The sequence below is a fragment of the Amnibacterium setariae genome (assembly GCF_003581425.1).
GTDB classification, from domain to species: Bacteria; Actinomycetota; Actinomycetes; order Actinomycetales; family Microbacteriaceae; genus Amnibacterium; species Amnibacterium setariae.
Genome location: NZ_QXTG01000002.1, coordinates 619,821 through 632,643, shown reverse-complemented (window position 1 = coordinate 632,643; position 12,823 = coordinate 619,821). Strand labels below are relative to the sequence as shown.

Sequence of the window (12,823 nt, the reverse complement as noted above, 5' to 3'; positions counted from 1 at the left end):
GGCGTGGTGAACCCGCCGGAGGTCGACCGGCTCGCCGGGTCCCGGGCCGCGGTCGCGGCGCGCCGCGCGCGCGCCGAGGTGAAGCGCCAGGTGTCGAGCGGCGAGCGCAGCGCGAGCGAGGTGCTGTCCTCCGCCGCGCGCGACGGCGTGCAGCCGGAGGCGACCCTGCGGGTCAGCGAGCTGATCGGCGCGATCCCGTGGCTCGGCCCGACCAGGACCGCGAAGATCATGCAGGAGCTGCGCATCTCGCCCTCCAAGCGGCTCGGCGGCCTCGGCGTGCACCAGTACCAGCGCCTCCACGAGTTCCTCGTCCGCCGGCAGGCGCCCCGCCGCCCCGCGGAGCCGGAGACCCCCGGCAGCCGGCTCGTCGTGCTCGCCGGGCCGACCGCGGTCGGCAAGGGCACGGTCGCGGGCTACATCCGCGAGCACTACCCCGACGTGCAGCTGTCGGTGAGCGCGACGACGCGCCCGCCCCGCCCCGGCGAGATCGACGGCGTCACCTACTTCTTCCTCACCGACGAGCAGTTCGACCGGATGGTCGAGGCCGGGCAGTTCCTCGAGTGGGCGACCGTCCACAACGCGTACCGCTACGGCACGCCGCGCGCCCCGATCGAGAACGCCCTCGCGACCGGCCGCAGCGTGCTGCTCGAGATCGACATCCAGGGCGCCCGGCAGGTCCGGCAGGCGTTCCCGGAGGCGCGGCTCGTCTTCCTCCTGCCGCCCACGTGGGACGAGCTCGTGCGCCGGCTCGTCGGCCGCGGCACCGAGGGCCCGGAGGAGCAGGCGCGCCGGCTGGAGACCGCGAAGGTCGAGCTGGCGGCCCAGGAGGAGTTCGACGCGACCGTCGTGAACACGGACGTGCCCGAAGCGGCCCGCGAGGTCGTAGACTTGATGACCGCCTGATCGGGCGAACTCTTCGGGACCCTGCGCGGTCCCGTCCCAGCGTTCGTTTTGAAGGAGTTCTCGGCGTTTCGCGCGAAGAACTCCTTCAAAACGGAATGCGCGTCACACGAAGGAGACCGCACATGGCCGAGAACAAGGGCATCATCGACCCGCCCATCGACGAGCTGCTGACGAAGGTCGACTCGAAGTACGGCCTGGTCATCTTCGCGTCGAAGCGCGCGCGGCAGATCAACGACTACTACGCCGACCTGCACGAGGGCAGCCTGTTCGACAACGTCGGCCCGCTCGTCGAGTCGTCGATCGACGACAAGCCCCTCTCGGTCGCGCTCCGCGAGATCAACGAGGACAAGCTCAGCATCGCCGCCGAGGAGAAGCTGCCGGCGGAGGTCGTCGCCGACGCCGAGGCCTCGGCCGAGTAGCAGCCGGCGTCATGCGGGTCGTCGTCGGGATCACCGGCGGCATCGCGGCCTACAAGGCCGTCGGGGTCGTGCGCGCCCTCGTGCTCGCGGGGCACGACGTGCACGTCGTCCCGACGGCGGCCGCGCTCCGCTTCGTCGGGCGACCGACGCTCGAGGCGATCAGCCGGAACCCCGTCGAGGCGGACCTCTACGAGGGCGTCGCGGAGGTGCGGCACGTCGCCCTCGGCCAGCAGGCCGACCTGATCGTCATCGCCCCGGCGACCGCGAACACGCTCGCGAAGCTCGCCGCCGGGCTCGCGGACGACCTGCTCGGCACCACCGTGCTCGCCTCCGCCGCGCCGCTCGTCGTCGCGCCAGCGATGCACACCGAGATGTGGACGAACGCGGCGACGCAGGCGAACGTCCGCACGCTCGAGTCGCGCGGCGTCGTGGTCGTCGGGCCGGCGAGCGGGCAGCTCACCGGCACCGATGCGGGTGCGGGCCGCATGTCCGAGCCCGCCGACGTCGTCGAGGCCGCGCTCGACGCGGCGGTCGCCGCGAACCCCGAGCTCGACCGGTCCGAGCCGGCACCCGTGCCGCAGGGCCTCGCGGGGCGCACGGTCGTGATCTCCGCGGGCGGCACGCGCGAACCCCTCGACCCCGTCCGGTTCCTCGGGAACGCCTCCACCGGCAGCCAGGGCGTCGCGCTCGCGGCCGAGGCACGCGACCGCGGCGCGGACGTCGTGCTCGTCGCGGCGAACCTCGAGGCGCCCGCGCCGGAGGGCGTCCGGATCGTGCCGGTGCGCACGGCCGCGGAGCTGCTCGAGGCGATGCGCCGGGAGGCGGCGGCCGCGGACGTCGTCGTCATGGCGGCCGCGGTCGCGGACTACCGGCCCGCCGCGTTCGCGCCCGAGAAGCTGAAGAAGGACGACCTCGGCGACGCCGTGACCGTCGAGCTCGTCCGCAACCCGGACGTGCTCGCGACGATCGCGGCCGAGCGCCCGCGCCCCGGCCAGGTGGTCGTCGGCTTCGCGGCGGAGACGGAGCCGGACGCCGAGCGGCGCCTCGCCCTCGGGCGCGAGAAGGTCGCGCGGAAGGGCGCCGACCTCCTCGTGCTGAACGAGGTCGGCCTCGACCGCGGGTTCGGCCCGGGCGACACCGCCGTGACCGTGATCGACGCCGGCGGCGCCGTGCGCGCGGAGGCGGCGGGCAGCAAGGCGTCGGTGGCGGCTGCCATCCTGGACGTCGTCGCCCCCGCCTGAGCCGCGGAGCCCGATCGCCCCAGCCCGAGGAGCCACCGCATGCCGCTGCGCCTGTTCACGTCCGAGTCCGTCACCCCCGGGCACCCGGACAAGATCTGCGACCAGATCTCGGACAGCATCCTCGACGCCCTCCTCGCGCAGGACCCGCAGGCGCACGTCGCCGTCGAGACGCTCGTGACGACCGGGCTCGTCCAGGTCGCCGGCGAGGTGTCGACCACGGGCTACGTCGACATCCCCGGCATCGTCCGCGACCGCATCCGGCGCATCGGCTACGACTCGTCCGAGCAGAGCTTCGACGGCTCCACCTGCGGCGTCAGCGTCAGCGTGGGGGAGCAGTCGCGCGAGATCGCGGAGGGCGTCGGCGTCGCCGTCGAGGCGCGGGCGGGCAGCGACGACCCGTACGACCTGCAGGGCGCCGGCGACCAGGGGATCATGTTCGGCTACGCCGTGCGGGAGACGCCGGAGCTCATGCCGGTGCCGATCGCGCTCGCGCACCGCCTCGCGGAGCGGCTCACCCGGCTGCGTCAGGACGGCTCCCTCCGGTACCTCCGCCCGGACGGCAAGACGCAGGTCACGATCGGCTACGACGGGCAGCGCGCGGTGAGCGTCGAGGCGGTCGTCGTGTCGACGCAGCACGCGCCGTGGGTCGAGTCGGGCACGATCCGGGAGGACGTGCACCGCTTCGTGATCGACCCGGTGCTGCAGGAGTCCGGGCTCGAGGTCCGCAGCCCCCGCGTCTACATCAACCCGTCGGGCCGCTTCGAGGTCGGCGGCCCGAAGGCCGACGCGGGCCTGACCGGCCGGAAGATCATCGTCGACACCTACGGCGGCGCGAGCCGGCACGGCGGCGGCGCGTTCTCCGGGAAGGACCCGTCGAAGGTCGACCGCTCGGCCGCGTACGCGATGCGCTGGGTGGCGAAGAACGCGGTCGCCGCCGGCCTCGCGGACCGCCTCGAGCTGCAGGTCGCCTACGCGATCGGCGCGGCGGAGCCCGTCGGCCTGTACGCCGAGACGTTCGGCACCGCCCACGTCCCGGAGGACCGCATCACGAGCGCGATCCGGGAGGTGTTCGACCTGCGCCCCGCCGCGATCATCGACGCCCTCGACCTGCGCCGCCCGATCTACGCCGACACGGCCGCCTTCGGGCACTTCGGCCGCGAGCTCCCCGCGTTCACGTGGGAGCGCACGGACCGCGCCGCCGACCTGGCGGCCGCCGCCGGCCTGTAGCGGTCGTGGACGAGCTCGCGGTCGCCGACCCGGCCCCACCTGCCGGTCCAGGTGCGAGCGCAGCGAGCCCACCCGCCGGTCGAGGTGCGAGCGCAGCGAGCCTCGAGACCGCTCCCGCCTCCCCAGCGCCCGAGCGGGTCGCGAAGGTCGTCCTCGACTCGCCGCTGCCGCGGCTCGACCACCTCTTCGACTACCGCATCCCCGCCGCGACGGCGGCGGAGGCGGTCGTCGGCGCCCGGGTGAAGGTGCCGCTCCGGGTCGCGGGCCGGGTCGCGGACGGCTGGATCGTCGACGTCGCCGACACGTCCGACGCGCCGGGGGAGCTGTCGCCGCTCGACCGCGTCGTCTCGACCGCGCCCGTGCTCGCGCCGGAGGTCTGGCGGCTCGCGCGGACCGTCGCCGACCGGAACGCGGGCGTGGCGAGCGACGTGCTCCGCATCGCGGTGCCGAAGCGGCAGGCGCGGGTCGAGCAGCGCTGGCTCGCGGCGGAGCGGACGGAGCCCGCCGCGGTCGAGGCGCCGGGCGACGAGGTCGCGGACGCGCTGCTCGCCGGGCGCCGCGTCGCGACGCTGCCGACGACGCACCTCGTCGAGGTCGGCGGGCAGTGGGTCGGCGGCTGGGCGGCCGACGTCGCCACGACGGCCGCGGCGGTCGCCGCCGCGGGTCGCAGCGTCATCGTCGCCGTGCCCGACCGGCGGGACCTCGACCAGCTGGAGGCGGCGCTCTGCGCCGGTCCCGCCGCCGCGCTGGTGCTCCGCATCGACGCCTCCCGGGCGCCGGCCGCCCGCTACCGGGCGCACCTCGCCGCGCTCGAGCCGGGCCCGCACGTCCTCATCGGCAACCGCTCCGCGGTCTACGCGCCCGCTGCGGAGCTCGGCGCGATCGTCGTGTGGGAGGAGGCGGACCCGTTCCACCAGGAGCCGCTCGCGCCCTACGCGGGCACCCGCGACGTCGCGCTGATCCGGCAGGAGCAGTCCGGCGCCGGCCTGCTCCTGCTCTCGTCCTCCCGGTCGTCGACGGTGCAGCGGCTGGTCGAGCTCGGCTGGGTCGAGTCGTGGGAGCCGCCGCGCGGGCGCCCGGAGGTCGTGCTCACCCCCGACGACGGCCGCGGCGCCCGCATCCCCTCCGCCGCGTACCGAGCGGCCCAGCAGGGGCTCACCTCCGGCCCCGTGCTCGTGCAGGTCGCGAAGCCCGGCGACGCCGCGCTGCGGGCGCTCCGGGCGGGGGAGGCGCCGCCGCCGATCGACGCCGGCCGCACCGCGCACGAGCTCGGCCGCGCGTTCCCGGGCGTGCCGGTCGTCGTCGCGGACGGCGACCACGTGCACGACGCGGTCGAGGGCGGCCCGCGCCTCGTCATCGCCACCCGCGGCGCCGAGCCGCGCGCGCCCGGCGGCTACCGCGCCGTGCTCCTGCTCGACGGCGCCCGCATGCTGCTGCGGGAGTCGCTCTGGGTCGCGGAGGACTGCCTCCGCTGGTGGTCCTCCGCCGCGATGCTCGCCGCGCCGGACGCGCCCGTGCACCTCGTCGGCGTCACCGGCGACGTGGCGACGGCGCTCGCGACGTGGCGCTCTGCCGACTTCGCCGCGCGGCAGCTGCGCGACCGCCGCGAGCTGCGCTTCCCGCCCGCCGTGCGGCTCGCGGCGGCGACCGGCCCGGTCCGTGCCGTCGAGGAGCTCGTCGACGCCTGGGCCGCCGTCGGGGCCGATCTGCTCACCCGCGCGCCCGAGGAGCGGGGGGAGCGCGCGGTCGTCCGCTTCCCCACCGGCGCCGGCAGGCGGGTCGCGGCGGTGGCGAAGGAGGCGCTCCTCAAGCACGGCAGCGCCCGGCGCCCGAAGCCGCCCGCGCCGCCGCCCCCGGTCCTCCGCGTCCGCTTCGACCCCCACGAGCCCTTCTGAGTTGATGGCCTTCGATCCGCAGGCGGATCGAAGTCGGTGTCGTAGCGCGGCGCTGAACGCGCCGCGCCTCACGACGGGCCGTCGTCGGTCCGCATGCGCCGTGCCAGGCTTGACGGGATGCGCCTGATCTTCGCCGGCACCCCCGAGGCGGCCGTGCCCTCGCTCGACGCGCTCGCCCCGTCCGACCACGAGGTCGTGCGCGTCGTCACGCGCCCGCCCGCGCCGCTCGGCCGCAAGCGGGTGCTCACGACGTCGCCGGTCGAGGCGCGCGCGACGGCGCTCGGCCTGCCGGTGCTGCGCGCGAGCCGGCTCGGCCCCGCGGAGACCGCCGAGCTCACCGACCTCGGCGCCGACCTCGCCGTGATCGTCGCCTACGGCGGCCTCGTGCGCGAGCCGCTGCTGTCCGCGCCGCGGCTCGGCTGGGTCAACCTGCACTTCTCCCTGCTGCCGCGCTGGCGCGGCGCCGCGCCCGTGCAGCGCGCCCTGATCGCCGGCGACACGACGGCGGGCGTGGCCGTGTTCCGGCTCGAGGCGGGCCTCGACACCGGGCCGGTGCTCGCGAGCGAGCCCGTCGAGATCGGCGCGCTCGAGACCGCCGGCCACCTGCTCGGCCGGCTCGCCGGCATCGGCGCCCGGGTCCTCGCGGGCGCGGTCGACCGCCTCGCCGACGGCTCCGCGGTCGCGGTGCCGCAGGAGGGCGAGCCGACGCTCGCGCCCAAGCTCGAGCTCGCGGACGGCCGCCTCGACTGGACGGAGCCCGCGGACCGCGTGTTCGCGCGCATCCGCGGCTGCACGCCCGAGCCCGGCGCGTGGACCACCACCGGCGACCGGCGCCTCAAGGTGCTGGAGGCGGCGCCCGCGCGGGAGACGCCCCGCCTCGACCCGGGGGTGGTCGCGGCCGCGGGCCGGCAGGTGCTCGTCGGCTGCGGCGAGGGCGCACTCGAGCTGCTCCGCGTGCAGCCCGAGGGCCGCGGCGCGATGCCCGCCGACGCCTGGCTGCGCGGCGCCGGCACCGGGGCGGTGCTCGCGTGAGCGCCCGCGGGTCGGCCGTCAGCCCGGCGCGCGCGATCGCGCTCGAGGTGCTCGCCGGCGTCCGCGAGCGCGACGCCTACGCCAACCTCCTCCTCCCCGTCCTGCTCGAGCGGCGGAGGCCGTCGCGCGAGGACGCCGCCTTCGCCACCGAGCTCGCCTACGGCGCGCTCCGGCTCGCCGGCCGGTACGACGCGATCATCGCCGCAGCGGCCGGGCGCCCGGTCGAGCGGATCGACCCGCCGGTGCTCGACGTGCTGCGCCTCGGCGCCCACCAGCTGCTCGCGCTCCGCACCGCCCGGCACGCGGCCGTCCACCAGGCCGTCGAGCAGGCGCGCGAGGTCGCGGGTCGCGGCGCGGCCGGGTTCGCGAACGCGGTCCTGCGCCGGGTCGGGGAACGGGATGCCGACGCCTGGACCGCCCTGCTCGTCGAGGGCGTCGAGGACCCCGCCGAGCGCGCCGCGCTCGCGACCGGCCATCCCGTCTGGGTCGTGCGGGAGCTCGACCGCGCGCTCGCCGCCATGGCGGACGGCGGCGGCGACCTGCTGCCGCTGCTCGAGGTGGACGACGCTGCGCCGCCCGTCGGCCTCGCCGCGCTGCCCGGACTCGCGGACCGCGACGCGCTCGTCGACGGCGACGGCCTGCCTCTGCGCCCGCACCGGCTGTCGCCCATCGGCGTCGAGCTCGACGGCGGCGACCCCGGCCGCCTGCCCGCGGTGGCCGAGGGCGTCGTCCGCGTGCAGGACCCGGGCTCGCAGCTCGCCGCCCTCGCGCTGACGCGGGCGCGGCCGGTCCGGCGCGGCGAGCGCTGGCTCGACCTGTGCGCCGGCCCCGGCGGCAAGGCCGCGCTGCTCGCCGCGGAGGCGCGGCAGGGCGGCGCGGAGCTCGTCGCGAACGAGATCACGCCGGCCCGCGCCGGCCTGGTCGAGCGCGCCCTCGCCGCGGTGCCGGGCGCCGGCCCGGTCGAGACCGGCGACGGGCGCCGATTCGCGTCGGGGGACCGCCGCTTCGACCGCGTCCTGCTCGACGCGCCCTGCTCGGGCCTCGGGGCCCTCCGCCGCCGTCCGGAGGCGCGCTGGCGGAAGCGGCCGGAGGACGTGCCGCCGCTCGCCGTGCTCCAGGGCGAGCTGCTCGACGCGGCGGTCGCGGCGCTGCTGCCCGGCGGCGTGCTCGCCTACGTCACCTGCTCGCCGGTGATCGCGGAGACCACGGACGTCGTGGCGGCCGCGCTCGAGCGCCACCCGGGCCTGCGGGCGCTGCCCACCGCGCCCGTGGTCGACGCGCTGAGCGGGCGCCGGCTCCACGACGCGGAGCGCGGCACGGCGGCGCAGCTGTGGCCGCACCGGCACGGCACCGACGCGATGTTCATCCAGCTGCTCACGCGCGACTGACCGGGCCGGGCGGCGGTCGATCGGAGGCGCGGGCGGGCGTACGGGATGCTGGGATCGTGCAGTCCGCGTTCGACTTCTTCGCCGCCGGCGAGTTGTTGGCCCCCGACCTCACCGCGGAGGAGGCGGCCGGGATCGCCGCGTCCCTCGGCGTGCCCGGCCGGCTCGAGCCGCTCGGCAGCCAGCAGGACCAGAACTTCCTGATCCGCGGTGACGACGGGCCCGCCGGCGTGCTGCGGATTGCGAACGCCGCCTTCCCGGCGGTCGAGACCGCTGCCCAGGACGCCGCGGCGGCCGCCGTGCAGGCCGCGGCGCCGGAGCTGCGGATCGCGACGGTGCTCGAGCGCGACGGCCGGTCCGCGTCCGGCCGCTTCCCGACGCCCGCGGGCGAGACGACCGCCCGCGTGATCCGGTTCCTGCCGGGCGGCACGCTGGTCGACCGCGGCCGCCTCGCACCCGACGTCGTCGCCCGCATGGGCGCGGTCGCCGGCCGGGTCTCGGCGGCGCTCGCCGACTTCGAGCACGACGGCCTCGACCGGGTGCTGCAGTGGGACCTCCGCGAGTCGCTCCGCGTGGTCGACCTGCTCGCCGGCGCGCACCCCGACCGCGAGCGCCGGGACGCGGTGCGGCGCGCCGCCGACGCGGCGTGGGCGACGGTCGCCGGGATCGCCGCCGGGCTGCCGCTGCAGGCCGGTCACTTCGACCTCACCGACGACAACCTCGTCGCCGGCGCCGACGGGCGGCTGCCCGACGGCGTCATCGACTTCGGCGACGTCTCGCGCGGCTGGCGCGTCTCCGAGCTCGCGGTGACGCTGTCCTGCCTGCTGCACCACCCGGGCGGCGAGCCCTTCACCGTGCTGCCCGCCGTCCGGGCGTTCGACGCGGTGCGGCCGCTCGACGACGCCGAGCTCGACGCGCTGTGGCCGCTCGTGCAGCTGCGCGGCGCGGTCCTCGTCGTCAGCGGTGCCCAGCAGGTCGCGCTCGACCGCGACAACGCGTACGCGTCCTCCGCGCTCGACCGCGAGTGGCGGATGTTCGCCGAGGCGACCGCCGTGCCCGCCGCCGTCATGACCGGGCTGATCCGGGACGCGCTCGGCCGGACTCGGCCCGTGCGCCTGCCAGGCGGCGTCCCGCTCGCGCGCGGGCTGCGGGAGGTGGACCTCGGCGTCGAGTCCCCGCACGCCGACGGCGGCGCGTGGCTGGAGCCCGGCCTCGACGACCGCGTCGCGGCCGCGGCGGGTGCGCCGCTCGTCGCGCGCGCCGGGGTCCCGCGGATCGGCGCGGCCCGGGTCCTCGACGCGGTCTCGGCGCCGACCGTGCCGACGGGTGCGACCCTGTGGGCCGGCGCCGAGGACCTCCGGCTCGGGCGGCCCTGGCCCGGGGTCGTGCGCCCGGGCGAGCCGATCGAGCTCGCGGGCGACGGCGTCGTCCTCCGCGTCCACGGCGCCCGGGCCGACGCCGACGCGCTCGCGGTGGTGCCCGCGGGCGGTCGCGCGGAGGTCCAGGTCGTCGTCGCCGGCGCGCCGGAGGTGCCGCCGATGGTGCGGCCCGAGTACGCGGCCGGGTGGCTCGCGCTGACCGCCGACCCCGGGCCGCTGCTCGGCCTCGAGCCCCTGCCGTCGGAACCCGACCTGCTCGCCCGGCGCGAGCGCGTCCTCGCCGGCGTGCAGGAGCACTACTGGGCCGTGCCGCCCAGGATCGAGCGCGGCTGGGCCGTGCACCTCGTCGACACCACCGGCCGCGCCCGCCTCGACATGGTGAACAACGTCACGGCGATCGGCCACGCCCACCCGGCCGTGACCGCGGCCGCGGCTCGCCAGCTCGCGCTGCTGAACACGAACTCGCGGTTCCACTACCGGGCGATCGCCGACCTCGCCGCGACGCTGGCCGCCGCGCTGCCCGAGCCGCTCGAGCGGGTGCTGCTCGTCAACTCCGGGTCGGAGGCGGTCGACCTCGCGATCCGGGTCGCCCAGGCGGCGACGGGCCGGAAGGACGTCGTCGCGGTCGCGGAGGCGTACCACGGCTGGACGCTCGCGAGCGACGCCGTCTCCACCTCCGTCGCCGACAACCCGAACGCGCTCGGCACCCGCCCCGACTGGGTGCACGTCGTCGACGCGCCGAACGACTACCGCGGGCGGCACCGCGACGCCGACGCGCACCGCTACGGCCCGGAGGCGGCGGCCGCGATCCGCGCGCTCGCCGCCGCGGGGCGCCCGCCCGCGGCGTTCCTCGCGGAGCCGTTCTTCGGCAACGCGGGCGGCGTGCCGCTGCCCGACGGGTACCTGGAGCAGGTCTACGCGGCCGTGCGGGAGTCGGGCGGCGTCGCGATCGCCGACGAGGTGCAGGTGGGCCTCGGGCGGCTCGGGCGCTGGTTCTGGGGGTTCGAGCAGCAGGGCGTCGTCCCCGACGTCGTCACGCTCGCGAAGTCGCTCGGGAACGGCTTCCCGGTCGGCGCGGTGATCACGACCGCGGACGTCGCCGAGCGGTTCGCGTCCGAGGGCTCGTTCTTCTCCTCGACGGGCGGCAGCCCGGTCTCGTCCGTCGTCGCCTCCACCGTGCTCCGGGTGATCCGCGAGGAGGGGCTGCAGGAGCGCGCCCGCACCGTCGGCGGCCGGCTCAAGCGGGGCCTCCTCGCGCTCGCCGAGCGGCACCCGCTGATCGGCGCGGTGCACGGGGAGGGGCTCTACCTCGGGGTCGAGCTCGTCCGCGACCGCGCGACGCGTGAGCCCGCGACGGCGGAGACGGCCCTCGTCTGCGACCGGCTGCTCGACCTCGGCGTGATCGTGCAGCCGACCGGCGACTTCAAGAACGTGCTGAAGATCAAGCCGCCGCTCGTGCTGCCGGAGGACGCGGCGGACTTCTTCGTCGCCCGGCTCGACGAGGTGCTCACGACCGGCTGGTGAGCAGCCGCTCGGCGACGGTGCGGCAGGCGAGGTCCTGACCGGCCTCCGACGCCCAGCAGATCGAGAGCCCGCACCACGCGAGGACCCAGTCGGCGAGCTCGCCGACGTCCAGGCCGAGCCGGGTCGAGAACAGCGCCAGCCGAGCGTCGAGCCGGTCGGCGGCCGCCTCCGCGCTCGGGTTGCAGCACGCGTTCGCGACGTCGAACGCGGGGTGCCCGACGAGGCCCTTCGGATCGATCGGCACCCAGCGCCCGCCCTGGTCGAGCACGTTCCCGTGGTGGAGGTCGCCGTGGAGCACGACGGCCGCGGCCGGGCGGGCGAGCAGCTCCCGGGCGACGGCCCCGGCCCGGTCGAGCAGCGGGTCGGCGTGCGGCCGGTCGACGAGGTCGCGGAACCAGACGGCGAGCGGGACGAGCGGGAACGGCGGTGCGGGGAGCGCGCGGAGGCCGACCGCGACGTCCGCGATCACCCGGTCCGCCTCCGCGAGCGGCAGGTCGAGGAGGCTCCGTCCCGCCCGCCGCATCAGGATCGCGTCCCCGTCGGCGCGGAGCACCGGGAGGCCGCCGTGCTCGCTCCACCACGCCATCAGGCGGTTCCCGCGCCGCTCCTCCTCGATGCGGGCGGCCTTCACGATCACCGGCTCACCCGCGAGCACCCCGGCGGCGAGGTCCGAGGAGGGCGTGGTCCAGCGCTCGCCGGTCGGCTCGGCGCCCCAGGCGCGCAGCCGCTCGTCCGGATCCACCCGCGACCCTCCTCGCTCCTGCCGTCAGCGTCGCACAGCCCGTCGGACGGCGGGCGGGCAGAAGGTCTCCCTCGGACCAATGGGTGCATGCTGGTCGCATGCCCGTCGAGACCCGCATGGTGCCGTTCCGCGACCTCGAGACCTGGGTGCAGGTGACGACGTCCACGGCGCCCGTGGAGGGCGCGCTGCCGCTCGTCGTGCTGCACGGCGGCCCGGGCATGGCGCACGACTACGTCCGGAACCTCGCTGCGCTCGCCGACGAGACCGGCCGCACCGTCGTGCACTACGACCAGGTCGGCTGCGGCCGCAGCAGCCACCGCCCCGACGCGCCGCGCGACTTCTGGTCGCCCGAGCTGTTCGTCGACGAGTTCCGGAACGTCGTCGACGCGCTCGGCCTCGAGCGGTACCACGTGCTCGGCCAGTCCTGGGGCGGCATGCTCGGCGCCGAGATCGCGGTGACGCGGCCCGCCGGTCTCGCGTCCCTGTCGATCTGCAACTCGCCCGCCTCCATGCGGCTGTGGGTCGAGGGCGCCGACGCGCTCCGGGCGCAGCTGCCCGAGGACGTGCGCAGCGCCCTCGATCGGCACGAGGCGGACGGCACGACCGACGACCCCGAGTACCTCGACGCGACCCGGGTCTTCTACGAGCGGCACGTGTGCCGGGTCGTCCCCGCGCCGCAGGACTTCGTCGACACCGAGCGGCAGATGGAGGCGGAGCCGACCGTCTACCACACGATGAACGGCGTCAACGAGTTCTTCGTGACGGGCACCCTGCAGGACTGGACGATCGTCGACCGGCTCGGCGAGGTCGCGGCCCCGACGCTCGTCGTCGCGGGGGAGTTCGACGAGGCGACCCCGGAGACCTGGGCGCCGTTCGTGGAGCGCATCCCGGACGTCCGCTCGCGGGTGTTCCCGGACGCGAGCCACTGCACGCACCTCGAGCACCCGGAGGCGTTCCGCGCCGTGGTCGGCGTCTTCCTCCGCGAGCACGACCTCGCGACCGAGCTCGACCCCGCGGTCGCGGTCCCCAGCCCCTCCTGAGCGCGCGACCCCCGGAACCCAGGGGGACGCGTTGCG

The 12,823-nt window shown here is 76.9% G+C and carries 10 protein-coding genes; 9 read left to right on the top strand and 1 reads right to left on the bottom strand.

Features of this window, described 5'->3' with window-relative positions; translation table 11 throughout:
* Positions 1–3 precede the first annotated feature (3 nt).
* The 8 genes from gmk (at position 4) to D1781_RS10935 (ending at position 11,005) form a co-directional block, all read left to right on the top strand.
* Positions 4–903 (top strand): guanylate kinase, encoded by a 900-nt coding sequence (gmk, locus tag D1781_RS10970; protein WP_233551276.1) that lies wholly within the window; start codon positions 4–6, stop codon positions 901–903.
* A 122-nt stretch (positions 904–1,025) separates the two neighbouring features.
* Positions 1,026–1,322: a DNA-directed RNA polymerase subunit omega gene (gene rpoZ, locus D1781_RS10965; protein WP_119482329.1), complete on the top strand. Its 297-nt coding sequence runs from the start codon at positions 1,026–1,028 to the stop codon at positions 1,320–1,322.
* An 11-nt stretch (positions 1,323–1,333) separates the two neighbouring features.
* A complete protein-coding gene (gene coaBC / locus D1781_RS10960) occupies positions 1,334–2,563 on the top strand; it encodes a bifunctional phosphopantothenoylcysteine decarboxylase/phosphopantothenate--cysteine ligase CoaBC (protein ID WP_119482328.1) in 1,230 nt (409 codons plus the stop codon).
* A 39-nt stretch (positions 2,564–2,602) separates the two neighbouring features.
* On the top strand, positions 2,603–3,790 hold the full coding sequence (gene metK, locus D1781_RS10955; RefSeq protein WP_119482327.1) for a methionine adenosyltransferase: 1,188 nt from the start codon (positions 2,603–2,605) through the stop codon (positions 3,788–3,790).
* A gap of 5 nt (positions 3,791–3,795) precedes the next feature.
* A complete protein-coding gene (locus D1781_RS10950) occupies positions 3,796–5,685 on the top strand; it encodes a primosomal protein N' family DNA-binding protein (RefSeq protein ID WP_199706559.1) in 1,890 nt (629 codons plus the stop codon).
* Positions 5,686–5,802: 117 nt separating this feature from the next.
* The gene (fmt, locus tag D1781_RS10945) at positions 5,803–6,717 is read left to right on the top strand and encodes a methionyl-tRNA formyltransferase (RefSeq protein ID WP_119482326.1); all 915 of its coding nucleotides are present in this window, start codon (positions 5,803–5,805) and stop codon (positions 6,715–6,717) included.
* Positions 6,714–8,105, top strand: coding sequence for an RsmB/NOP family class I SAM-dependent RNA methyltransferase (locus D1781_RS10940; RefSeq protein WP_119482325.1), 1,392 nt, complete (start codon positions 6,714–6,716; stop codon positions 8,103–8,105). The genes fmt and D1781_RS10940 overlap by 4 nt, the downstream gene beginning before the upstream one ends.
* 56 nt (positions 8,106–8,161) lie before the next feature.
* Positions 8,162–11,005, top strand: a complete 2,844-nt coding sequence (locus D1781_RS10935; protein WP_119482324.1) for an aminotransferase — start codon at positions 8,162–8,164, stop codon at positions 11,003–11,005.
* Here D1781_RS10935 and D1781_RS10930 read toward each other — a convergent pair.
* Positions 10,989–11,747 (bottom strand): aminoglycoside phosphotransferase family protein, encoded by a 759-nt coding sequence (locus D1781_RS10930; RefSeq protein WP_119482323.1) that lies wholly within the window; start codon positions 11,745–11,747, stop codon positions 10,989–10,991. The two genes, D1781_RS10935 and D1781_RS10930, sit on opposite strands and share 17 nt — an antisense overlap.
* Positions 11,748–11,845: 98 nt before the next feature.
* Here D1781_RS10930 and D1781_RS10925 point away from each other — a divergent pair, with 98 nt between their 5' ends.
* Positions 11,846–12,787, top strand: a complete 942-nt coding sequence (locus D1781_RS10925) for a proline iminopeptidase-family hydrolase (protein WP_119482322.1) — start codon at positions 11,846–11,848, stop codon at positions 12,785–12,787.
* Positions 12,788–12,823 lie beyond the last annotated feature (36 nt).